We start from the raw sequence: 24,931 nt of genomic DNA on the forward strand, positions 1-24,931 counted from the left end.
CTCAAAGATTTACCTTTGCAAACTTTGCAGTAAAGCAAGAGAGTGGGATAATCCCCGTCGGCCATTTCGCTGACAAGCCCAACCCAGGCAGGCTCAGCGGGATAAATCACAGGACAGGCCTCTAGGCCGCCATGACAGGGAAACATATGCAAGGTATTGCACAGTGGCAAAGCGCCCAACCCACCGACAAAGTACAACGCTATCTCAATCGACTCGACGACTATGACGCTCCTTATATGCTGATTATCCAGCTGAATACTGAGGTGGCCGCGTCAATCGAGATACTCAATACACTCATTACTGAATTTGAGCTAGACGCCGAATGTGTCGAAAAGCTCAGCGATTCAATGCTTTTCTTAGCGCTTGAGTATTTATCCGGCGACGATGAAGCCGGACAGATACAGGCATTTGCCCGGGAATTTCAGGCCCGGCTCACAGCCCTTGGCATACTCAGCCACGGCGCCATAGTGCACCATAACTGTTTGGGCCAAGCAGAGCAGAGCTTTCGCGACTGTTTGTCACTGGTCAAACGCATCATTGACGGTGCGGCAAACCAAAGCGAGCTGGCCATCATGGATTTCGGTGATAACAGCCCCAGGTTCATAAAGTAAAGACGACTCCAAATGGCGCTAATGCTAGGGACAATCTCTCACACTTGCTGTCCCTTTTGTCCGGTTTATCAATGGACTTAGACCCTTTAGTGTAATCACGCCCGCAAGGCGGTGATGCAGTTACAACATCAAGAGACTAATCAATGGAACATTTCACGGAAGACAGCCGCAGCTTAGGCGGTGCGCTCAAGGATCACATTCTCAACCAGGATCTGGTGGCTATCAGCCAAATTGTCAGTACAAACAATGTCGATCACAACCTGGTTCAGGACGGACTTCGCCAATGCAGGCCACTGGACTTTGTGCTGGAACAGGCCGATCCCAAGTTTGACAGAGTCGTCCAGCACCTATTAAAACTGGGCGCCGGTATTCGTCACTTGTTGGATAAAGAGCGTAAACCCAATCATCTGCTGCAACGAGCGCTGCGCTCGGCAGAGATGGTGCAGATGCTCAGCGAGCAAGAGGTTAATCTCAATATACTGTGGCAGGGTGAATTTAACCTCTTGTCATTGGCCACCTGCCGCGGTGACTATCGTATGGTCAAGGCGGTGTTGGAACAGCAACTGCCGCTTTTGGATGATGAATGTTTCTTCTGGCACTGCTTCAGTCGTAACCCGGCGCTGGAGCAACAAACTGTGCAGTTACTGCTGTCTCACGGCATTGAATATCAAGGCAGTGAAGAGCGCGAATATTGTGATTCACTGCTGTTTCAGCTGTTCAACTCTCCCATGCCAGAACTGAAAATACTCTCCATTTTCAATATGTTGTTCGAACAGCAATACGACTGTGACTTAGAGCGACGTTACTCTGGTAACACCTTGCTGGCGATGACGATAAAGAATGGTCAACGCCTATTGTTGACTCGCCTGGTAGAACTGGGAGCGGATATCAGCCACCATCAGCCGGAAGTGGCGCGCATGCTGCTGAACAAGGAGAAGCTGCAGTCCCGTCTGGTACTGGATGACAGCCTGGATCTGTTTTCTGTCGATGCCGCCGAGGTTGAGCGTTATCTGACAACCCAAGCAGATTTCATTGGCAAGTCGGTTATCGGCCCTATCCTGTGTCACACCAACCTGTCATCCAGCCAACGCTGCCGATTTGCCGAGTTGGCCATTGCCAAGGGCGCCGATGTCAACCAGGCATTCGCTTTCACCACGGCCGGTGGCACCGAACTCTTCTGTACGCCTCTTTATTCCTTGTGTTCCATGGAGCAGGACAGACTGGATGAAGTCGCCCTGTTGCTGCGCCACGGCGCCGTGGATCCCGTTGAGAATCGCAGTGCCCTGTTTCTGACTATCAGCCAGGCCAGGCTCGAACTGCTCAAGGTATTGTTGCAAGGTGGCATCAACCCCAACTTTGCTCTGCGCGGCGAGCCGGTGAATGAAAACTGCCGTATGGATGATGAAATGTGGGTAAGCCATTTCTATCCAAGCCATCTCAGGGTTAAGCCCAACCCGGCGCAAAAGCGTGCCATGTTCAGCATGCTGCAGGAGGCAGGGCTCAGCAGCCTGCTACAGACAGATTCCGCATGGACCGCTCTGGATATCGCCTTGCTTCGCAGAGATCATGAGTTTGTGCAGCAGATGCTGGGCGAAGGTTTCCTGCCGCCCTTGAGCCCAAAGACCCTTAACTGGGCGTTCGAATACTGCAGTGACCTGGCCACGCTGGAAACCTTAATTGCCTTGAGTGATACCCAGGTTGAAGTCACAGAGGAGATGGTCTCAGGTTATTTCCACTGTTTCGCCAACAAACCGGAGGAAACCTCTCAGGATCGCGAAGCCATTTTTGAACTCTTGCTGCGTCTGGGATTGGATCTGCAACGGCAATATGACGGAGGTTCACTGCTGGAGCTGGCGATACGCACCCGCAACGAGCCTGTAATACGGCGCCTGTTGCAGCTGAGACAACAATTCCAGATCCCGGCCGATGCGGTCGCCTGGGCGATACACTCACTGCAAAGTCCACAACTTGTGGGCGATATCGTTGCCCTGTTCCCGGATTTTGAACTGGCCGATGTGCATCAGAGCTTCTCCGGCAACCACAAAGCCCCGGCAACGGCAATTACCCTGGCACTGCATAAGAAACGCTGGTCTTTGGCGCAATATCTGTTGCAACGTTTCCCGACTATGCGCGCCTGGACCGAGGTACGTTGGCTGACCGAAGATGTACTGTGGGAGCTTGAAGAGGACGGCCTGGAACTATTCCGGCTTCTGATAGAGCGCGAACAGGATCTGGATCGCCTCTGTTTGGATGGCAATGATGCCTGTCGTTGGAGCCTGTTGTATTTCCTCTGTTTTCGCTACGCCAAGCTCAAACAACACAAACAACTCTATCTCAGTGCGGTGGAAATTCTGCTGGAGGCGGGAGCCGCTGTGGATCAGCCCTACTCCCTGGATGTGGAGCGCACGCCAACCAAACCGGATATCACCCATATTTTCTCCTGCATTCTCTACGATGCGGAAAACGACTTTGAATACTGCCGCCCCATGTTTGATCTGCTGATCGACTATGGTGTCGACCCGACAGTGCCCGTGGGACAGTTCCACGAATCCGGGGTGATGAGTACGGTTCAGAGATATCATTCTATTATCAACGAAGAAACCAGTCTCAAGTTTGTCCGCTATCTGTGGCAAAGAACCGGATTCAACATCCATGAAGTCAACAATCTGGGCAATAACCTGATCTTTGCCGCCGCCATGCCGGGACGCCCGGAACTGCTGCGCTGGTTTGCCGAGCACGGTGCTGACATTCATCATGTCGGCGGCTTCGATCATTCCAATGCCATGCATAAATGTTTGTCCAACTATTCGGACATCAATCCAATCGATCGCGCCAAGACTGTGGCTGCTCTGTTGGATCTCGGAATGGACATAGAGGTACTGGATCCGGATCCCGACTCCAGGGCCACGCCGCTGATGACAGCCTGCACCTTTGGTATTCAATCCTGTATCGACCTTTTGTTGAGCCGCGGCGCCAATATCAATGCCGTCTCGCCTTTGGGCGACACCCCACTGCTGGCGGCCATCACCAGCCAGTACTGTTACGATGCCCACTCTTCTGTCGAAGCCAGCAAGAAGGGGCTGGTCACTCAACTGGTGCAACAGGGAGCCAAGATCAATCAACTGACGCCCGGGCGCAGCCATCCCTTGCTCGAGGCCGCCTTCGCCGATCGCCCCGGGATCTTCGAGTGTTTGCTGGAACTGGGGGCCGATCCCTGGATGCTGGATCCGAATCTCAAGTCTGAATCCTCGGGCAGCATAGGCTTTGTCAAACCGCAAACCCCGGATGCCGATGGCATGAATCCATTGGGCTTTCTGTTGATGCATGGTGAAAAGGCCAGACAATATCTGCAAATAATTGCCCGTTACTATGGTGATGACGTCATAGTCTCGGCGATTGCAGACCTTGAAGCCATGCGGCCACCGGTTTGCCCGGCGCAGGCAGCGGCCAAACTGGCAAAGCTTCAGCAGCCAAAACCACAGCCATCCCAAACACCTCAGGCGCCGGGGGCCGAAACTGAGCCAAGTCTTACCTTTAAAGATAACGAAACCCGGCTCAAATTCCGTCGCATCATCCGCCAATCGGTTACCTTGCAGGGTATCAGCGTTAGTCTGGATCTGGCATTTGAGGAGACCCGCGCCCTGGGCGCGGCCATAGAGGCCCAGTGCCCTGGTGCCAATATGAATAACCCCGTCAACTGGCAACGCTTTATCTGTGCCGTGTTCAATCAAAGAGCACCTGAGCTGGCGCAAGCCCTGCAGCCCCAGGATGATAAAGGTCTATGTGTCTTCGAGGTAGAGCCCGCCAAGGTATCAAGCCTGACTCAGATGCAGGCCTTGGGGCAGTTGTTCCGAGAACTGTTTGCCACCCCGAGAGCTGTGCTGGGCGCCCTCGAGGAAGTACAGCATGAGATTGAATGGCAAGCCGCCAGCGCCGCAACTTCAGCCGAGGACAAGACCACAGAAGATTCTGCACAAGCCCCTGATGAGGCCGTACCATTGGATCTTCGCGATCTGTACCAGATCATGGCCAACTTCGGTTTTGTTAACGTGATCTTCAAGCTGAACTCGACCACTATGAAACAGCTGGCCGCCAGCGTGCAAAGCCTGCTGCCACTGGAGATGAATGCCGAAGACTGGAGCAGGATCATCCAGGCCATCTGCCAAAACCAATTTGGCGAACAGACAGATCTCATCTCCTTTGAGGCCATAGGCAACTACTTCCGGGTGGTGCTTGAGGATGAACCCGGGGTCAAACATGAGCTGGTGAAAAACTTCCGTCAACTGCTGCGGCAACTGTTCCACACAGAGCAGAGCTTCATGCAACAGGTAATGGCCGTACGCCAGCATCTACCGACCGAGGCCTGACTTGAAGGCCATCAACTGGCTGCTGTATGCCCTCCTGATGTTGCTTAGCCTACCGGTAGTTGCACGCTACTACTTGCCGGCCAAACTGGCAGGGCTCAAGGCAGCCTGGGTTTGTCGGCGCCATTTCGGCGCCGACCTCAGAGTGAGTGACTGCCGCCCCTTTTCTGTCGGCGGCGAGTTGGTGCCCCGTAAGGGGCGCTACAATCTGGAGCTCTACAGCCAAACTCTGGGTGAATACCTGAATCTGTACCAGCTTAAACGCGAAGAGATATCGGTTGAGCGCTTGTCGCAGGCGCTGGCAAAACAGCGGCAGCAGGCCCAAGCCGAGCGGGCGAGGCTCAAAGAGCTGTCCGATCTGCTCGGCGGCCCACTGTGGCTGTTTCGTCATCTTCGCGCCAACGAGCTCCACCAGCAGCAACTCTTGCTGGTGACGCCACCGGAAGGGGGCGAGACCCTGACGCCTTGGCTGAAACGCTTGACCCGTCTACTGCTGGATAACCCGGATTGCTGCGCTTATTTGATACTCAAGGAGCGGCAAGCCAACTTGGCAAGCGAGTTGGCGCCGACCTTGCTGCCTGAGCGGCTCGGGGACAATGTCCGCCTCAAGTTAGGCCTCAAGGAGTGCAAATTAAATTCGACTCTGGCGCCATATCAACTGTTTGAGGCGCAGGCTTGCCTCAAAATCTATCGACCAAGGAAGTTTGGCAAGCTGCAGCCGGAAACACAGGGCATAGTGCCTCAAACACTGTCTTTGGACAGCGAGCTTCTGAGCCGGGCCTTTCCCTCACTGATCTTCAGGCCACTGTCGCAAAGCCGCCAAGAAAATTGAATTTAACCATCAATAACTTACACCAACCAAGAGGGACCTATGCCTACAACCTTTATATCCAGTCACAGACTGGGCAATGAAGCTTGCCCCGAAGATTTGGCCTTCCTGCTTAAACATTGCCGAGACTGGCTTGAAAGCGAGCTGTTCGTCCGCTTTCCTGAAGATGAAGATTGGGCACCGTGGGAGGATACCAGTTACCTGAATGAAGATGACTGGGCCGACCCCGAAATAGCCGCCAACGTTAAAGCCATAAGTGATACCTGCAAGCACATCGCCTTTGTGGCCGAACTGCCCGATGGTGAGTACCTGGGTTACTGGCGCGGTGAAGCCAAGCGCCCGATAGCCGAGAGCCCGCTGGTCAAATACAGCAATGACGGCTGCTTCAGCCTCTGGGGCACGAGTATGCTGCAGGCATTGCATTTCGACATGGAAGAAGCACTCTTGGATGAACTGCGGGAAATCGCCGAGCGGGCAGGATGGCAACTGAGCCAAGCCCACTTGAGCGACTATTGCGAGAGCGAAGCGCCGGACAGCCCGGATGAGTTCCATCAGGCCAGATATCAATTCCATCGGCAGCATCCCTGAGCAGGGAAACAACCTTCTGAGTCGGCAGGCGTCAAAGAGCAAGAACTAAAAAACAAGGACAGCCCTGAGCTGTCCTTGTTGCTATGAGCTTAATTCGCGTTTTTAGCCATTCACACCAATAACCAAACTAATCAGAGAGCTCATCTGCCAGCAAAAACGGATTTACCGTAGTAGCATGAAAGCCTTTTGCGTTTAACTTGGCATCCAAAGCCATAGAGGCAATATCGTCCGCAACCGCATCCATCCTGGGATCTAGGTTCATAAACAGCATCTTGCTGTAGCCGTGGCAATCATCGCAGCTTTCAATGCGAACCGGCGTCTGATATTTGTCAAACGACCACAAACTCATCTCTTTTGCTTGATTGCAACTGCTGCAATGCGCCCGAATAAAATGCCATTGTGTTTCACACAAACTGCAGTGCAAATAACGCAGGCCTTCACGGGGTTTATCAACCACCACACTGGCTACCGGATGACTGCCACACACAGGACACATGGATTGCTGTTTAATCTCAGTGGTATCCATACGGCTGGCTACGGCCGCTGCCCAATGACTCCAATAAACAGATAACGCAGCCCACAAAAACAAGCGGTATTCTGCCGGTACCTGGCTGAATCGGCCATCCAACAGGCTGCCCGCCCACTGTTGCAGTTGCTCGGGTGTTTGACGCATCAACTGCCGTATCACTTGCGCCACATTGGCAGGCACAGTATCCAGCAGTTCACTGAGCAGTTGTTGCAACAGTGCTATCCAGTAGCCATTTTTCTGGATCCCGCGCAGTGGCATAGTGGCGCCAGTGTCGATATCCGGTGCCGGCCCCATTAGGGTGTCGCATAGCTTATTCTGCACCAACACCATGGAGCGACACAGCGCCAAATAATCTTCCAGCGAAGAATCCTTGGCAAGCTCGGCCAAGCGCTCCGCGCGGCGTAGGTAAACCTCTTTGGGATCGGCCGTGATCAGCACTTTCAAAGCCAAAGGGGAGCTGTCGGTAAAACTTGATGGGATCTCGCCGGCAAGACTCATGGTCAGTTATCCTCGTGTTCGTTCAACATGGCCGGATGGTGTTTGCGGGCCCAGGCCTTCGACACTTTGCCGTACAACATGCCAGTGATAGAACCTTCAATCCAACAAGCCATCCATACATGCACCACCAAGGCTATAAGCATCAGGATGCCGCAGGCCGAGTGGATCAAGGTGGCCCAGTTCACCGCTTCGGCAGAGAACATGGGAGCAAAGTAGGGCTGCCACATCATGAAGCCGGTGACGATAAACGCCAACACGAAAACCACAAACGAGCGGAACAACATCTTTTGGCCAGGGTTGTAATGACCAACTGGAGGAATGTTTTCCTCTTTCTGAAGCAAAACCCACACAATGGCCTTCATCCACGGCAGATCATACCGGTTCCATTTGTTGTGGTTGTAGTAGCGCAGCAGCATCACTGCCAGCAGCACACACATAGCTATGCCAAAGAAAGGATGCATCACTTTCGCCAGTTGTGGCGTACCCACTATGCCACTCAGCCACTGAAACGATGGAAAGAAGAAGGCAAACCCGGTCAGGAAGGTGACCAGGCCCACAAAGACAATGACCCAATGGCAGATCCGGTCAATGAGCTTATGACGAACAATCATCGGCTGGTTACTCATTGTTTTTCCTCCTCTGCTTCGGTGACAGGCTCTGCATATCCGGGCTGATCTTCCTCAACGATATTGCGACCCACGGTAATCCTGTGCAGCAAGGCAATACCCGCTGTGGCCAACAGGCCGGCAGCGCCCAAAGGCTTCAACCAGTCCTGGCGGATTTCGGTTGCAACCGGTACCCGAGGTTCTATCGGCATACCATAGGTTTCCGGCTTATTGATATTGTGCAGAATCATCATGTAGTGACTGCCGCCAACCCCTTCAGGGTTGTACAGGCCGGCGTTGGCATAACCCCGCTCTTTCAACTGTGCGACCCGCTTTTCTGCGTAGAACAACATGTCTTCGCGGGTTCCAAATCGCAGAGCCCCTGTGGTACAGGTCTTCACGCATGACGGCTCCAAACCCACGGCGAGCCGGTCTGAACACAGAGTACATTTATAGGCCTTGTTATCCTTTGCGCTCACTTTGGGCACATTGAATGGACAAGCGCTGGCACAATAACCACAGCCGATACACTTGTCAGAATCAAAGTCCACAGTGCCGTTGGCATGCTGCACTATGGCCCCGGCGGTTGAGCAAGCTTTCAAACAAGCCGGGTCGGCACAATGCATACAGGCGGTATGGGTAAACTGCCAACGCAGTTTGTTGTCATCCACAACTTCGTGATATTGCATTATGTTCCAGCTGTCCGGAGACAGGGTCATAGGATTCTGGTAACTGCCCTGGAAAGTACCAACGTCTTCACGCAGGTCGTTCCACTCTGAACAGGCAACCTGACAAGCCTTACAGCCGGTACATTTAGTCGCGTCAAACAGCTTGGTCACTTGTTGTACCGCGCCGATGCGGGCATGAGCGGCCGGAGTGATATCTGCGGTACCCGAGCGGCGAATAATATCCTGAGAAGCCATAATCAAAAGCCCTCCGCTTTAGAAATATTCACAAGGAATGCTTTGTATTCAGGAGTTTGCGTATTGGCATCCCCCACTGCAGAAGTCAGCTCATTGACGATATAGCTCTTTTGCGTCAGTGCTTCATAACTGCCATGGCGTGGAATACCTATGGTGTGCACAGCTTTACCTTGTACCATCATGGGTTGCAGACGCTTGGTCACATAAGCCTTGGTGATGATATGGGATCGTTTGGAGGTCACTTTCACCCAATCCCCATTGGCAATACCCTTCTGAGCCGCCAGGGTTTCATCGATTTCGATAAAGTGTTGTGGCTGGGTAATGGCCGCCAAACGGCAGTGAGTCGTCCAGTTGTTGAAGTGCTCTGTCATTGAGTAGGTTGTGCCTACATATGGGAACTCTTCATTGGTCCCGAAGGTTTCACGCATTCCCTGGAACATACGGGCCACTGGGTTATTGGTGACTTTGGGATGCAAGGGGTTGCTCGCCAGCGGTGATTCAAAGGGTTCGTAGTGTTCAGGGAAAGGACCATCTTTCAAATCGCGCAGTGCAAACAAGTGCCCCACCCCATCGGCCTGCATGATGAATGGGTGTGCCGAATCCTGAGCATTCAACTTGGCATTGAAGTCAGGCACATCTATGCCTTGCCACTTACCGTCTTTGTACTCGAGCAATACGCGGCTGGGATCCCTTGGCTTTCCTTGCACATCGCATGAAGCACGGTTGTACAGAATGCGGCGGTTGGCAGGCCATGCAAATGACCAGTTGGGCGTTATCCCCTTACCCGATGGGTCACTGTTGTCGCGGCGGGCCATCATGTTGCCCCGCTCTGTCCACTGACCTGAGTAGATCCAGATACCGCAGGACGTTGAGCCGTCGGCTTTCAATTCAGTGAAACTGTTCAGCAGCTTGCCGGTTTTAAGATCGTAGCCGTTCATCTCTTTCGCTAGCTCTTCCGAACTTGGCTCATGTTCGATGGCATAATCCCATTTGATTGCTGCTATAGGCTCTGGCAAACGGCCGCCTTCTTCACGATACAAGCGTTTCAGTTCCAGCATGATGCCGGAGAGAATGGCAGGATCCGACAGGGCTTCTCCCGGTGGATTGGCACCTTTAAAGTGCCATTGCAGCCAACGGCTGGAATTGGCAATAGAGCCGCTTTCTTCAGCAAAACAGGTAGTTGGCAGACGGAATACTTCGGTTTGAATATTGGCGGTATCAACATCGTTGAATTGCCCCGCATTACGCCAGAAAGTTGAAGTTTCATTCGCCAAGGCATCCAGAATGACCAGAAACTTCAGGTTTGATAAACCTTTGGATACTTTCTGTTTATCTGGTTGAGAGTTCAGGGTATTGATACCTTGAATAAAGTACCCATTCACTTCACCGTGAACCATCATGTCTATCTGTTTGTTGATATCGTACTGTTGATCCCATTTGGGCAACCAGTCATAGCCATAATCGTTTTCAGCCGTGGCGTAATCGCCGTAGAAAGATTTCAGCAGCGACACAGTAAAGGCCGGGTAGTTATGCCAGTAATTGGTTGAATTGGGACGCAGCGGTTTGGGCGTGTAATGGTTCAAGTAGGCTTCAAGATTAATATCCTGATCCTGTGGCAGTTTCAGATAACCAGGCAGACCTTGGCACAACAACGCCAAGTCAGTAGCCCCCTGCACGTTTGAGTGACCACGCAGCGCATTGACCCCACCGCCCATGATCCCCATGTTACCCAGCAGCAACTGGATCATCGCCATGGTACGAATGTTCTGCGCGCCGACACTGTGTTGCGTCCAGCCCAGCGCATACAGGAAGGTGGCCGCTTTGTTGTCGACATGGGTTGCCCCAAGCTGTTTGCATACATCCAAATAGGCTTCTTTGGGGGTACCTGTGATACTCGAAACCGTATCCGGGTCGTAGCGTTCAACGTGCTTTTTCAACAGGTTCAACACACAGCGGGGATGTTGCATGCTTGGATCGACTTTGGCGTAGCCTTCATCATCCAATTCATAGAACCAGGAAGACTTGTCATAGGTGTTGGCCGTTTCATCAAAACCACTGAACAGCCCCTCGTTGAAGTCAAAGTCTTCACGCACGATAAACGAGGCATTGGTATAGGCTTTAACATACTCAAGGTTGATTTGATTGGTGCTGAGCAGATAACGGATGACCCCGAGCAAGAAGGTGATGTCTGTACCTGATCGCAATGGAGCATAGGTATCGGCCACAGCAGCGCTGCGGTTAAAGCGAGGGTCCACCACAATCAAGCGCGCATTATTGTGCTCCATCGCCTCGGTTACCCAACCAAAGCCAACCGGATGTGCTTCAGCCGCATTTCCCCCCATGACAATCGCCAGATCGGTATTTTTCATATCGGCCCAGTGATTGGTCATGGCTCCGCGGCCAAAGGTCGGTGCCATGGCGGCCGGTGTCGGCGCATGGCATACCCTGGCAATGTTATCCAGGCCCAGCATGCCTATGGCACGACCAAATTTATGGGTCATGAAGCAACCTTCGTTGGCCTGTGCCGATGAGGTCATCATCCCCAGACTGGTCAAACGGTTTACAGTTTGGCCCTTGGCGTTTTTCTCAACCAGGTTCGCGTCACGCTCATCCTTGACCAAGCGAGCGATGCGTTTAAACGCTTCCTCCCAACTGATACGTTGCCATTTATCACTGCCGGGAGCCCTGACTTCAGGGTATTTCAGTCGATGAGGACTGTTCACGTAATCCACCAACCCGGCCCCCTTGGGACACAAGGCACCGCGATTGATTGGGTTATCGGCATCACCTTCGATGTGGAAGATGTGCTGCTCGGCATTCTTGCCATTACTGCTTTGGCTGTACATCAACAAGCCACAACCTACTGAACAATAGCAGCAGTTATTGCGCGTCTCTTTCGCCCTGAGCAGTTTGAATTGTCTGACCGCAGCAAATGCCTTTTCAGACATCAATCCCAGTGCAGAGATTGCAGATGTTGCAGCTCCGGCAGCACAGAGTTTGAAAAACTGTCGTCTGTTCATTGTCATTTCACACACTCTCTTGTTATGTGCAATTTCCAACTGCGGCATGGGTGCCACAGACTCGAGTCAGGTAAAGTCCTTACTCACAGCAGGAGTATCCTAAGAAATGACAATAAATAACAAATACAGACATGTGATCAACAACACACTATCGCGGCCGCAGAAATTAAAACCAAAATTAATTTATTAAAAAGAATTAAAAACCAAAGGCTAATTTAAAAACACAAATCAACAGGATTTTGCTCCAAATAGCCATTGGTCAAATTGTCTGGTCAAAATGACCATAATGTATAACTTTGATAGTGAAGCAATTAATTAGCGTGACATACATCACCAATTAATCAATATAGAGTCTGTTAATAGAGCTAAATCAGCAAAAGCTTATTTGTGACCTATTTCTCACTTCAAGGATCTTTAATTTCATTAGAGAGGGGAAATTCGCATCAAACAGCAGAGAACTGCTAATTAAGCACATGGTGATACTTGGTAAATTGGCTGGCAAAAAAGCACTGATAAATGAACCTGGCAGACTGAAAATATTTAAAGATTCTGGCCATATTTTGAATCGAAAAAGGACAGTTCTTGGACTGTCCTTTTTTCAGGTATGACTTTAAGTTTTCGTTTGGCACCTATTTCAAACCCAACTCATCCAAAAAGGTGCAAACGCCTCAGGCATGCCTGAAACACTTGTCAGCCAAGCAAGATCCCCGGCTTTCCATCCAAAGAACGGGCAATGGCACGGCGCCCCTCTGCTTCAGTGAAATCTTTGCTCAGAATGCTGTCCACATAGAACCACTCGCTGACCACCTCTTCGCTGCTGAAGGTCAGCGTCATATAACCCCGGTTCAACAGATTGGCGTATTTAAGGTCATCCACCAGCCCTACAACGGCCGCCTCTGTCGCCGGGATCTGCTCTGAAGGCAGGTTGAGGTAATACTCAAGCCCAGGGGAGGAAACCGAACTGGTGGCAAACTCAACCCCAACCATGTTGCCATCTTTGTCCTTGAGATCATTGGCCCAGGCATTGTGGGTATCACCGGCAATCACCACCAGGTTTTTACCCGAGGCCCGGGCAGTGGCCAGCACGACTTCACGCTCATAGGCATAGCCATCCCAGGCATCCAGGTTGTAGGGGATCGATGGCAGTTGCAAAAGTGCCAGCACTTCCGGCGTCAGTTTGGCCTGGTTGGCAGCCAGATAGGTCAGTTCCGCTTGGGTCAGTGTCGGATCGCCGGCCTGAGCACGAGCCGCCAGCTGGGCCAATGCCGCCAACTCGGCAAACTGCGGAATAGACAGCTGCTGAGTGGCTATCGCCGCCGGCAACATCATCCGCCCCATCAGTATCTGCTGCCCCAAAAGCTGCCACTTGGCACTGGATTGCAACAGTTTTCCCTGCAACCAGAGCAGTTGGGTCTGGCCCAGAAGCGTACGCTGAGTGTCGGTCACGTCGGCGAGAAACTGCTGATCGTTGAAAGCGCCGGTAGCCGGATCCAGATAGTTGCCATAGTCCAACTGTTTGTCACGGGCCAACACCCGGGTATCCAGCATATGCAGATCCAGCAGATCGCCGAAGCTGAAACTGCGGTAGATCTCTTCATGATTGCCCTCGCGCCATGGACGGATAGGCAGCCATTCGAAGTAAGCCTGCAATGCCGCCTGTTTACGGGCGTCGAAGTCCCCTTCCCCTTGGTTATGGTTTTCGGCACCATCCTTCCAGGTGTCGTTGGCCACTTCGTGATCGTCCCAGACGGTAATAAACGGCAGCTTGGCGTGCAGCTTCTGCAAGCTGGCATCGCCGCGATACTGGCCATAGCGGGTACGGTAATCGCTCAAGGACAGCAACTCTCCCGCGGGTAGTACCTCACGGCCCAGCTCGGCGGCATGTTCACTGGCATAACCACCACGGCCATATTCATAGATATAGTCGCCCAAGTGCAGCATGGCGTCGAGATCGTCCCGCTGCGCCGCCAGTTCATAGACATTGAAGTAACCGGCCGGGAAATTGGCGCAGGACATAACCGCCAGTTTGACCGAATCGACCGCGCCCTCGGGCAGGGTCTTGGTCATACCGACTGTGGATGTCTTGTCACCCGTCATAAAACGATAGAAGTAGCGGCTGCCGCTCTCCAGCCCTATGGCATCGACTTTAACCGTGTAGTCACGCTCGGCATTGGTCACCATTTCACCTGTGGTCACCAAGTCGCTGAAGGCACCATCACGGGACACCTGCCAGGATACTCTGACATCCCCCGCCGTTTGCGGCGTTACCCGGGTCCAGATAATCACGGCATCCTGAGTGGGATCACCGCTGGCGACACCATGAAGAAAATCGGCGGCGACAGTATTGTCATCATTGTCACTGGAGCAGCCCATCAGGCCATATGAAAGTACGGCAGCGCCAACACCTTTGGCTGAGAGGGCAAGAAAGTCACGACGGGAGAAGTTGCGGGTCATTGTTATTATTCCTTTAAAAACGCTTCATAATGCTGGTATGAGGTCGGATGTCCAGATTGTGAAGTCAAACTATTACACAATTGTGACAACCAGGTAAACATCTGTTGATATTCAAACGAATTCAGTCGGTTAAACAAAATGACGTCCGCTTTAGGCCAAGGCACTTGCAGCCCGCGGTAACAGGGGGCAAAATGCCTTACAGGACAGAGAATTAGCCCTCTCAGGGCTCAGGTGAAGGAACAAGACAATGAAAGTCAAAGACATCATGAGTACCCAGGTGGTGTGTATCAGTGACGGCGCCAGCGTCAAGGACGCCCACCAACTGATGCATTCCCGGGGCGTGCGCCATCTGCCGGTGATATCAGAAGCCAGCGGCACTCTGGTAGGGATACTCACTCATAAAAAGATGATTGCCACTGTAGTCAATCTGCTGACCCGCTACGGTCAGGGGGCGCTGGAACGAAAAGAACGCGGTACCCTGATAGCCGATCTGATTGAAACCGACTTTGAACCACTCAAGGCCGATGCACCTCTGACCCAAGTGGTGGATTATTTTATCGCCAACAAGCATGGCTGCCTGCCTGTGGTGGACGAGCACAACAAGGTGCAGGGCATAGTCACCTCTTCTGACTTTGTCAAACTGTGCCGAGCGTTGCTCAAGGCTTGAACCCATCAAAAAAGCGTGCTTAGAGCACGCTTTTTTGGACAGAGCTTTTGCTTTTGGCGCAAGCTGAACCTATTGAATGAACCGGGTCTTAGGTCTTAATTCTTAGTTCTTAGGCCTCTGGCTCTATCTTATTGATACTGCCCTTATAGCCGGTTTCATCCACCGCCTTTATCAGCGCATCCATATCAAAACCTTCAGGCACTATCACTCTGGCCTGCTGGGTCTTGAGCGAGGACTTGGCCTTAATCACGCCCTCTGTCTTGCGCAGCGCCTTGTTGATTACCGTGACACACAAAGGGCAGGTCATGCCTTTAACATCCAGGGTGACCACCAGATTCCCCGCCCAGGCAAACGGCGTGCACAGCAGCAGTAAAACCAGTAACAAGCTTCTCATTCAAACACCTCTAACAGCCAAGGTAATACAAAAGGGTAAAGCTGAAACGCCAATACCACAGGCACTGCCAGCCAGTAGAGCAGCAACATTCTGGTGCGGCTCATGGTCGCGGTGCACAGAGGCCTTTTGGAAAAATACAAACGCCAAAAGCCCAGCAGGATCAACAGAGTCGACAGCGCCAGCATGGGCACTTGCAGCCAGCCCAGCTGTTCAATGCCCGACAGCGAGGCCGCCGATACCCCAAAAACCAGATAGATCAGCGGCCCAATACAGCACAGACTGGAGGCGACAGCGGCAACAACTGCAGCCGCCAGTGTCGCCAAAAACCCCTTAGAGCTGTTCTGTTGACTGGAAATCATAGGCGAAAACTTTAGGGTCATAGTAGTTCACAGGGTCGCCATCCACTTCGGCATAAGGATAGCCAAAGTTGTTCAGCGGCGTCTGCTCGGCCATGGGCGCCAGATCAAAGTCACGACCGAAGTTGAAACCAACCCAGTTCATTTCCCAGTTACCGAACAGATAGTCGTTGACCGCCTGCACATCGGGATCCTGGTGTTGCTTGTTCTCGGTCAAACGCATCTTGGTCACATCCGCAGGGTCGGCCGGCAACCAGCCGTAACCCGCCAGATAGAACATGGCACGGCAGTGCTGACCACCACTGACCTTGGCCAGGCCGTTGGCATCACTGCTGCCGAAGGCTTTCTTGGAGTATTTGCCCATCTTAATAGCCTGTCCAACACGGAGCCCGAACATCTCCCGGGCAGGTATGCCGGCGGCGCGAGCCAAGGCCACAAATACCGAGTTGATATCAGTACACTTGCCACCCAGTTTGCCGCTCTCGAGAATAGTGGCCACATCACCCGTACCGCAACCGATAACATCGTTGTCGCGGAACATATTGGCGCTGACCCAGTTGTAGATGAGGCGGGCCTTTTTCAGCGGGTCGGTTTCCTTGCCAACAATCTTGTCTGAAGTCTGCTTCACTATGCCATCAATGGGCATATGCTTGGTGGGCAGCAGATAGCGCTCCACATCCACCGGATACTGGATAGTTTTTGGGGCGCGATAATGCTCTAACTCGCCGTTTTTCAGCGGTTCCCAGTCGAGGGTTTCCAGCTCCATCACCAACTGCAGCTCCATCTTGCCTTTGGCATCAGGCCAGGTGGCAAACAGAGTCTTGGCGCCATAGCTGTTATCGGCAGTGATATAGGCGTCCTGGAAATTGCCTTTGAAGTTCAGCTTGCGTAGCTGCTGAAACTGGGTGTCTTCCACCAGCGGGATCCACAACTTGACCACGCCCTCTGAGCCCTCGGGTGCGATCAGTTGGTAATCTTGAGTCAGGGTGAAATGTCTGCGGCCGTCGGCGGAATAATGCTCGACGGCCTTGGTCTTCGATGTGGCCGCCATCACAGGGCTGATGATACCGGCCGTCGACAAAATAGCCGCAGTTTTTAAAAAATTGCGTCTTTGCATTATTCGATTCCTTACGTTTGATTAACAGACGAGTCAATGAGGTGCCCGCTGGCGGGCCGAAGCATTATAAGTGGCGGCCCCTGGCACCGCAACAAAGCCGCAGACTCAGGGTCAGTGCAGCCAGAGTCACCAGCAAGGTGGAATAATAAGAAAAATTAACAAGTTTGCGAGACAAAACAACCATATTGGTCATCTTGTCTCGCCTTACGTTTACCAATGTAAAGCCGGTATGGCAGAGGGAAAAATCGGCGCCGGATCACATTCTTACCTGGGCTTATCTCAGCCCCACTTCCACGTCGCGGATAATGAAGTTACCCGAATAAAGCGGATGGGGTTCACCCAAAGGCTCCAGGGCAAAGAAGCGTTTGTGCTCTTCACTGAGCCCCTCGAAGCCGCCTATCACCTGATAGAGCCAGCTTTCCGGATCCCAGGACAGCTGTTGCTGCTGCAGATATTCCAGCGCCGAAGTGTTGCGGCCCGAGTCAATGACGGCGCAGAAGTACTCATCCACGGCCTCTTTGAGCGGGTTATCAGGAATATCAAAGTCTTCCTGAGGATTAACCGCAACCGGCACATCGTGCTCCTGCAACCTCTTCGGCAGATGGTCACGACTGATAGCCTTGATACGGGCCACCATCTCCATCAGCTGCAGTTCCTGGCCGCTGTTGTTCACATCCACAGATGCCGGTGCCAGCAAGGCCTCGGCATGATTGAACAGCACGGGCACCTGCTTGTGCGCCACATGGTCGGCCACCTGGTAGTCTGGGTGCAAATCTGTATACAGCAACCAGCCTTTGAGCAAACGGGTACGACCGCGGATCTGCCTGAAGCGTCCCAGCAATTCCAGTAGACGCCCCTGCACCACGCTCAGCTCCTGGGTGCAATCGCTGAGAGTATCCTGCAACATGGTCACCAGCAGGCGGCGCAGCTCACGGATATCACCGGCAATTTCGCCAAGCTCGGTAAACTCAAACAGCTCCAGGCCGTTAAGCAGTTCCGATACCTGGCTCTGGGCCAGCTCGTTTTCACGGATCTTGGCGTTAATTGAGCCCACATAACCGAACTCGTTATTGATCCGGCCCCAGAGCACACGAATGGAGTAACGCAGGCTCTCGGTGAAGCTGAATACGTGTTCGGTCAAGTCTGCCAGATAGGCCTCGGCGGCGCTGTAATCCACACTGGCACGCGCCTCACGGTAGTGATTGGCCAAGGTCTTGATGGTGGCCAGGGCCGAACCGACGTTGGCGTTGATCTGGCGGTTACGCTCATCCTTGAGGCCCTCTTCCAGCAGGGCCCTGACATTACGCGACAACCTAAGCGGTTCGTCCGGCTCGGGACGCCAGAGAATACCGTTGTCGGTAAGCTTCTTCAGCAGCGCGGGTTCCTGCCGGGTCTCGTCCAAGCTACCGGAAAGATAGGCGTCCATCACCAGTTCGGCGTTACGCCCAAGCAGCCTCAGCAGCTTGACCCCGGCCTGATGCAGGTTGCTGCTCATATCAGATCCCTCTGGGTGGCGGTTTCAGCCTGAGCCTCCAGACTGAGGCCCTCGGTTTCATCGATAAAGCGGATCACTTCGTAGAGGTAATCCAGCTTGCCGGTGGCGATATAGATCTGTTTTTCCGGATTCGGCCGCACCAGATAACCCAGCTCCTGCAAACGCTTGAAAACCAGTTTAATCTGGCCATCGACACTGCTTGAGCTGGAGCCGAACAAGCGATACTGGCTCAGCTTGGCCAGTTGCTCGCGAAACGCCGGCGTATCCTCAATGCGGCTTTGCAATTCGGTAAGCCGCACCGCCGCGCCTTCGGTCAGGGGCGCGTCCTGGCCGCTGGCTTCCTGCACCAACACCAGCCATTCCACCATGGGGATCAACGCCTGGCAGATATCGCGAAACTGCGCCGAAATCACTTTGCGCTCGTCCTCTCCCAACTGCAGATAACCGCAGAAGAAGACTTCTCCCTCGGCGGCCTGGGCCACAGTGCGGTTGATTTGGTTGAGATAGGCCTCGACTCTGTCACGGGTGGCCGGGCTCTTGAGTGAGCGCCAACCTTCCTCATCCGTGGTGCGGCAGATAAATTCACCCTTGAGCAGACGTTCAATCAGGGCACCTGAGCCGACGATAGTGCTTTGCAGTTCGCTCATTACACCGCCTCCTTGGCCAAGCGCTCAGAGAGCTTTTGCGCTATGGGATCGACCTTGGGTTTAACCACCTGCAGTCGCTTGGTCTGCTTGTTGATGATGTAGCGGTTGGCAAACAAATTCAGTACCTCGGACTCAGGGTTGGGGAAAGCACCCAACACGCTGATATTGTTGTTTTCACAGGCATCGAAGATCTTCTTCACGTTAGCGTGGTGCAAGGTGCCCAGCTCATCAATCGGCCAGTGCACAGTGACATCCGCCTTGCCCCGCAGCAAGCGGGTAAAGGCCAGCAGAAACTTACAAAGAATCAGATAAGCCATACCATGACTGGATGACTCGTTGAGCTGACGGTCGGTGCGGATCACCAGATCCGAGTTGCCCTCCTTGAGGCGCAGCTCAATCTCCAGCAGCTTGGCGATGCCGCCGGTCAGGGCCGAGCGGCCTATGATATCCAGGGCCCGGCGCATGCTGTTGGTATAGTGCTCATCCGGCAGGCCGGTGAAGCCTTCGGCCTTCCAGGCACGGAACGCCTTGACGAACAGCTCCAGCTCAGGCCAGAACTCCAGTTCGCTGATCCGCGAGCGGATCCTGACCGCAGATTCAGAGACGCCATCGAGGAACAGCTCCTCCCCGACTTCGCGGGTAATACGGGCACTTTGGGAGGCAATACGGCGGTCGATATCGGCCAAAACATCGTAAAAGGCGGTCAGGTCGACACCGAAGATCCTACCCTGTTCACGCAGCGCGGTAATCGACTGCGGCACCATCACATTGAGCAGTTGAGCCAAATGCGGCACCAACTTGCGGTAATCCAGCAGGCGTATGCCCTTGTCGTTGACTGAGCTGGACTCTTCACGGGCCTTTTCCCAGAACTCGGACAGGCTGGAGCCTGACTTGCTGGCAATCACCTGATCGAAATGATCCACATACTGCCTGACCGAACCCAGTAGATGCTCCCGCTTGAGCAACAGCTCCTCGCCCTGACGCAGACGTTCACCCAGGCTGCCCTGAGGCTCTTCATCGTTGCGCGGCAACTTCAGTTCAGCCAGCTTACGCAGCAAGGCACGCAACTTGGTGAGGTTTTCCGAGGCCTCTACCTGAGCGGCATCGGACTGGCGCCTTTGTAGCTCAAGTTGCTGGCGGGCATGTTTGACTTCGTTGGCCTTGCTCTTCAGCTGCTGATCCAGCTCGGAGGCGGCGCGCTTGACTTCGCCCAAGTCGGTCACCAACTTGGGTTTACGCACCAGCCAGGTATGCTGATACCAGTCGTCATAGCGCAGCACTTCACTGCGGCGCTGCTCGGCAGCGGCAATAGCACCTTCCAGCTCACGGATCTCCCGCTTGAGGGCGAGAATTTTGTCTTCATCCACCCCGCGGGACTTAAGCTCGTTCTTGTACCACTGTTCGCAGGCTTTTTGTTCCTCTTTGGCACGACTGCGACGCTGATTGATGCTCTCTTTGAGCTGTTCCAGATGCTGCTCCAGCGCGCCGACCACTTCCTGCCAGTAGGCGTTCTTTTCCATTCTGGCATCCAGCGCCTGCTCTTTGAGTTCCTCCAGCCATTCCAGGTGCTGATTGCGCAGCTGTTTCATCTCCTGATCCAGCAGCGTCAGGCGTTTACCGGCCTGTGCCTTGCGCTCAGCCAACGCCTTGTTGATCTGCTCCTGCACAGTGCGGCGCTCCTCGAACAGACGCCGCAAATCGTCACGCAAATTCTTGTATGCCGTGCGGGCAAAGGTCAGCTCACGGCTCAGTTTATCCAGCGCTTCGTTGGCCTGCACCAGGCGCTCTTCCGCTTCTTCCTGCAGCCCATAGGCGTTTTGCAGCGCATCTTCGGCCTTGGCCAGCTTGGCCCTCAGCTCAGGCTCTGAACTGGCGTATTCGGGGATCTCCAGCGCCTTGAGATCCAATGAGATCCCGAAAAGGCTGTCGCTTTCGGCGCCGACATTGGGGTGCAAGTCAGTGCGGTGCAGCAAGTCGGGATGTACCACCTTACCCAGGTGCTGCTCCCAACCCGGCACTTCTTTTCGCAGAAACTCCAGCAAGGTGTGGGACTGGGGGAACAGCATGTGTTTGAGATCGTCCAGATCGCCCTGGCGCTCCGTGACTCTGAGCGCGGCAATTCTGAGAGATTCGCTGGCCTGATCCCTGAGTGAGCGCTGCTTACGCTCTTCGCTCATCAGCCGCTCCACCTTGGCGTTGGCGGCCTCCTGCTCGGCATCGGCACGGTCGATACGCTCGTCGAACACCGCCAGGCTTAGCTTCTCCTCCTCGGTATAAGTCACACTGTCGACCTGCAGCTTGAGCTCGGCCGCATTGAGCTTGAGTTGGTACTCCTGCTCCTGGAATTTTGCCTTGCCGTTTTCCTGCTGCTCACGGAATTCGGCATCGAGGCGCGCCATGTCTTCCCGGGCCACTTCACGCTGCTTGTCGCGGGCCTCGCGTTGCTTATCCAACTCTTGTTGCAGCTTTTCCAGCTCCTTGTTGAGCTGTTCGCCAATCTTGCTGCGGCGAGCGTTATAGGCGGCTTCTATGTCCTGGTGTTTCTCTGTTTGCAGCTTGTGTCTTTCGCTGAGGTTCTCAAGATCGCTGCGCCACAGCGGCAGCTGTTCCAGATTGGCCTTGGCCTGTTCGATATCGGCATCGAGAAACGCCGCATGCTGGTTTTCGATGGCGTCGAGTTCATACTCCAGCTTGGCGACATCGCCCTTGGCGGCAGACAGCTCCTGGTTCAGCTCATCGCGCTGCTCTTTCCACTCATCATCCAATGCCTTGAGACGGAAGTTCAGCTCCCGCGACAGGGTCTGATTTTGCTCCTGACGCTGGGCCTCCAGCACTTCGTCATTGCGATAACCTTTGGCCAGGCTGCCAAGACGCAGTTCGGCCGACAGCAGCTCGTTGAACTCCTGCTCCAGCTTGTCAAATTCGGGACGGATCTGCTCGAACCCGGCGATCAGCTGACTCTCGCGGATCCAGGCCTCGACTCGTTGTGGATTAAGCCTTGATGCCGGCGGGTTAACGCCATCCTCTTCCAAAATGGCGGCGATCATCGACTTGACCGTTTCCATTTTGCCTTCTTTGGAATGCACCGCCTTGGCCAGCTTTTCGATATGGCGCAGTGAATGGTCGGCCTCGCACAGAGAGAACAAACGGGCATAGCTGCGCAGCTCAGTGCGGCTGGTGCCTGTGTTGAGCAAGGTGCGGTCATTCTGGATGATGGCACGAAACTCTCGGGTATTCAAAAGCTTGGTATGGTTCACTCCGGCGCGTTTCATCTCGCGGCCCAGTTCGGCCATGGTATGGCACAAAATAGTGTCGCCGTTTTGGGACTTGATATAGTCTTCCAGTTCAAATCCCTTGGCGATAAAGCGATAGTTGACTCCTTTGCCATCGCCGGCCGAGGCCAGCACCGCCTGATACAGCAAGCCATCACTCTTTTGGTATTCGTAAATGATATAGCTGGATTCTCTGGGCAGATACCAGCGCTCGAAGCTGTCACGGGTCGAAGGCACGACCCGGCTAGGGTATTCACCATAAAACACAGGCACCAGACGCTGCAGCGTGGTCTTACCCGAGGCGTTGGTACCACAGATATTGGTATGGCCATCGAGCTTCAGTTCCACCACGCCCGGCAGATGGGTGTCGATCAGCACTATTCGAATCAAGCTTGGCATATAAATCCTTATGCAGACAGCAAGCACCAAACGGCCAGAGGCCCCGGCACTCGCGGCAACAGGCGGGCAAACCGCCTCAATACAGCAAAACCCTTAAATTAATGGAAAGACCCACCCTTGGCAATTGAAGGGCCGGTAAAGAAAGCGGGATCCGCTGCGGGTTTCAAAGAATATTATTCAGGTTTGAACAGGCCTATCACTTCACCTGTCGCCTTATGGCTGACCTTGTCATCGGTCTGCTGCTCGCGGTAATCACACTCGACACACTCGACCGTTTCTATGCCGTTCTCCTTGAACAGCACTATGCTGTCCTGAGCCTGACATTTGGGGCATTTGGCACCGGCCACAAAGCGTTTCTTGATCCTGTTCATCTTCTGAGTCTAGTTGATAAGCAATGGCGCTATTTTGCCATATCTGTAGCCGCTGTGGCGCATTTTAAACAGCATTACGGCAATGTTTGCGCCAAGGTGCTGGAAAAGCGGGGGAAAGGTCAATCCCTGTGCCGGATGATGACGTTAGCAAAACGGGCTTACTGGCTTTGTCTTAGCCATGCGCAGTTACTGTTCAAGGGTGAAACTCGGTACAGTTTCGTTTCCTGCCAATAGAACCACACATTCTTCTGAGCCTATCTATTAGGGATGAAGTGGGATTAACTGTTAATGATATAGAATCGTGACCGCCCCATGGACACATTACTTGATGGGAAATCAATTCTTGTAGATGAACGGTTAGCTCAAATTTAATCTGACAGGCCTCGATGAAAAGGAGTAGCTGTCAGATAAGGTCTGAAGCACTACAATTTAGGAACAGCTATTTAGGCTGACTACATTTTCAAGCTCTCTGTTTGGAACAACTGGTTATCTGCAACTTACCAAACATCAAGCCTAGAACACTCAAAATCAACCAACATACCTTTATCAACCCCTGCAGGTATTGCACAGTCTAGCTCTATAATGATGGCAGGGCGGGATTCCACTTTGCTTATATCTTAACCAAATAACAACTCTGAGCGAAATGTAGGACTCCAACCAGCACGGCGGCGCTTACCTGCCAGACTGTCTTTTTTGCCTTGGTGCTGCCTTATCGCACTCAGAGCCGCTCGGTTAAATAGGGCGAGATGCTTTGCGCCATCAGGATCCGTTACCTTCAGCGCATCTTCGCGGAAGACCACATCCAGCACCCAATGGAGCTGATTTTCTACCCCCCAATGCTCTCGAATAGTCCTCGCGGCCTCTTCGGCATTGAGCGGTAAGGAACTGACATACCAGCGTGAAGAACATGATGTTATTCCATCGACTGTCCGTTCACTGGCAACTTCGATAAATGAGGTGATGTGCGGCCACTTTTTCTTAAGTTCCGCTGATAATTCTGCTTCTATCTGCATGACTGTTCGGCGCTCCCTGCGGCCATGACCCATGTTGAACTGCTCAAATATAGCCAGTTCTGGCTGCTCATACGCTTTACTGAAGCTGGTTTTGACTGCTTCAAATAATCCCGGCTGGTTCGACTTGAGCTGAATAATGAAATCACCGTTCCCCTGTTTAATTTTGTTCATGGTAGACACCTGACAATGCAGTGCATCCAGCGTCAGAACGGCATTATCCAGTGCCATAGCATCAATCATGTTGCGGGCGACTTCAGCTTCTTTCCCTTTAGAATGTGAACTGTCTTGGTAAAGTGTAATGCCGTTGCCGACATCAAATGCGCTGACAACATGGAGTGCATTCTTAGCATCCTCACTCCACGCCCCGCGCAGGGTTTTTCCATCCAGCGCGATAACGGTTTTCCCTTCCGTTTGCCGTTGCTCATTGATCCAGCCAAATATGGCTTGAAGGAGCAGTTCGCTGTCCAATGCTTTGATTATATTACTGATACAATGCCTTTTAGGGATGCCATTTTCAAATTTTCGGTACAGACGGAGCCAATCTAGCTGTTCTTCTCCGAATTCCTGAATGGACTTCCACCCAGTCGCACCGCTGAGGATAGCACTGAGTGTCAGGAACACCACATCCACTAAATTATGCTTTAGATTGATGTCCTTACGGGGATCGGTAATCTGTTCTAGTTGTTTCAAAAGGGTCATGGTCATCTGTGGATTAAGGGCAAGGCAGATCAGATCATGACCAACCGTAAAAGTTCAATTTAAAGTGGGATCCCGCCCTG

The 24,931-nt window shown here is 53.2% G+C and carries 18 protein-coding genes; 5 read left to right on the top strand and 13 right to left on the bottom strand.

What is annotated here, in order from left to right; all coding sequences use genetic code 11:
* The first annotated feature begins 146 nt into the window (after positions 1-146).
* The 4 genes from ACMHXI_RS20510 (at position 147) to ACMHXI_RS20525 (ending at position 6,392) form a co-directional block, all read left to right on the top strand.
* Positions 147-611, top strand: a complete 465-nt coding sequence (locus tag ACMHXI_RS20510; RefSeq protein WP_144191332.1) for a hypothetical protein — start codon at positions 147-149, stop codon at positions 609-611.
* 143 nt (positions 612-754) lie between these two features.
* Positions 755-4,978 carry a hypothetical protein gene (locus ACMHXI_RS20515; RefSeq protein ID WP_413735983.1) on the top strand — a complete coding sequence of 1,408 codons (4,224 nt, stop codon included), beginning with the start codon at positions 755-757 and terminating at the stop codon, positions 4,976-4,978.
* A gap of 1 nt (position 4,979) precedes the next feature.
* Entirely contained in the window at positions 4,980-5,807 is an 828-nt protein-coding gene (locus ACMHXI_RS20520) for a hypothetical protein (protein ID WP_413735985.1), read from the top strand.
* 39 nt (positions 5,808-5,846) lie between these two features.
* Positions 5,847-6,392, top strand: a complete 546-nt coding sequence (locus tag ACMHXI_RS20525; RefSeq protein ID WP_025011283.1) for a hypothetical protein — start codon at positions 5,847-5,849, stop codon at positions 6,390-6,392.
* A gap of 127 nt (positions 6,393-6,519) precedes the next feature.
* On the opposite strand, the gene fdhE is transcribed toward ACMHXI_RS20525, so the two are convergent.
* The 5 genes from fdhE to ACMHXI_RS20550 all read right to left on the bottom strand — a co-directional run bounded on the left by fdhE (position 6,520) and on the right by ACMHXI_RS20550 (position 14,421).
* Positions 6,520-7,419: a formate dehydrogenase accessory protein FdhE gene (gene fdhE / locus ACMHXI_RS20530; RefSeq protein WP_413735987.1), complete on the bottom strand. Its 900-nt coding sequence runs from the start codon at positions 7,417-7,419 to the stop codon at positions 6,520-6,522.
* A 2-nt stretch (positions 7,420-7,421) separates the two neighbouring features.
* Positions 7,422-8,045 carry a formate dehydrogenase subunit gamma gene (locus tag ACMHXI_RS20535; protein WP_028781091.1) on the bottom strand — a complete coding sequence of 208 codons (624 nt, stop codon included), beginning with the start codon at positions 8,043-8,045 and terminating at the stop codon, positions 7,422-7,424.
* Entirely contained in the window at positions 8,042-8,947 is a 906-nt protein-coding gene (gene fdxH, locus ACMHXI_RS20540; protein ID WP_413735989.1) for a formate dehydrogenase subunit beta, read from the bottom strand. Before fdxH ends, ACMHXI_RS20535 begins: the two co-directional genes overlap by 4 nt.
* Positions 8,948-8,949: 2 nt before the next feature.
* Positions 8,950-11,967, bottom strand: coding sequence for a formate dehydrogenase-N subunit alpha (gene fdnG / locus ACMHXI_RS20545; protein WP_096141973.1), 3,018 nt, complete (start codon positions 11,965-11,967; stop codon positions 8,950-8,952).
* A gap of 690 nt (positions 11,968-12,657) precedes the next feature.
* The gene (locus tag ACMHXI_RS20550; protein ID WP_062793737.1) at positions 12,658-14,421 is read right to left on the bottom strand and encodes an alkaline phosphatase D family protein; all 1,764 of its coding nucleotides are present in this window, start codon (positions 14,419-14,421) and stop codon (positions 12,658-12,660) included.
* Between the two features lie 247 nt (positions 14,422-14,668).
* On the opposite strand from ACMHXI_RS20550, the gene ACMHXI_RS20555 reads away from it, so the two are divergent.
* On the top strand, positions 14,669-15,088 hold the full coding sequence (locus ACMHXI_RS20555; protein ID WP_025011287.1) for an HPP family protein: 420 nt from the start codon (positions 14,669-14,671) through the stop codon (positions 15,086-15,088).
* A 109-nt stretch (positions 15,089-15,197) separates the two neighbouring features.
* Here the strand turns inward: ACMHXI_RS20555 and ACMHXI_RS20560 are convergent, their stop codons facing one another.
* From ACMHXI_RS20560 to ACMHXI_RS20595, 8 genes are all read right to left on the bottom strand, one after another.
* A complete protein-coding gene (locus ACMHXI_RS20560; RefSeq protein WP_025011288.1) occupies positions 15,198-15,482 on the bottom strand; it encodes a heavy-metal-associated domain-containing protein in 285 nt (94 codons plus the stop codon).
* Entirely contained in the window at positions 15,479-15,796 is a 318-nt protein-coding gene (locus ACMHXI_RS20565; RefSeq protein WP_037437323.1) for a mercuric transporter MerT family protein, read from the bottom strand. The genes ACMHXI_RS20560 and ACMHXI_RS20565 overlap by 4 nt, the downstream gene beginning before the upstream one ends.
* Before the next feature lie 16 nt (positions 15,797-15,812).
* A complete protein-coding gene (locus tag ACMHXI_RS20570; protein ID WP_028781086.1) occupies positions 15,813-16,955 on the bottom strand; it encodes a transglutaminase-like domain-containing protein in 1,143 nt (380 codons plus the stop codon).
* A 274-nt stretch (positions 16,956-17,229) separates the two neighbouring features.
* A complete protein-coding gene (locus tag ACMHXI_RS20575; protein WP_025011290.1) occupies positions 17,230-18,450 on the bottom strand; it encodes a hypothetical protein in 1,221 nt (406 codons plus the stop codon).
* Positions 18,447-19,097: a hypothetical protein gene (locus ACMHXI_RS20580; RefSeq protein ID WP_025011291.1), complete on the bottom strand. Its 651-nt coding sequence runs from the start codon at positions 19,095-19,097 to the stop codon at positions 18,447-18,449. Before ACMHXI_RS20580 ends, ACMHXI_RS20575 begins: the two co-directional genes overlap by 4 nt.
* Complete coding sequence (locus ACMHXI_RS20585; RefSeq protein ID WP_413735993.1) at positions 19,097-22,768, bottom strand: ATP-binding protein; 3,672 nt, start codon at positions 22,766-22,768, stop codon at positions 19,097-19,099. Before ACMHXI_RS20585 ends, ACMHXI_RS20580 begins: the two co-directional genes overlap by 1 nt.
* 173 nt (positions 22,769-22,941) lie before the next feature.
* Positions 22,942-23,139, bottom strand: coding sequence for a YheV family putative zinc ribbon protein (locus tag ACMHXI_RS20590; protein ID WP_025890053.1), 198 nt, complete (start codon positions 23,137-23,139; stop codon positions 22,942-22,944).
* A gap of 617 nt (positions 23,140-23,756) precedes the next feature.
* Positions 23,757-24,851: an ISAs1 family transposase gene (locus ACMHXI_RS20595; protein ID WP_109248997.1), complete on the bottom strand. Its 1,095-nt coding sequence runs from the start codon at positions 24,849-24,851 to the stop codon at positions 23,757-23,759.
* Between the last annotated feature and the right edge of the window lie 80 nt (positions 24,852-24,931).

Source organism: Shewanella sp. BJSY2023SW005 (genome assembly GCF_047314585.1).
GTDB lineage: Bacteria > Pseudomonadota > Gammaproteobacteria > Enterobacterales > Shewanellaceae > Shewanella > Shewanella algae.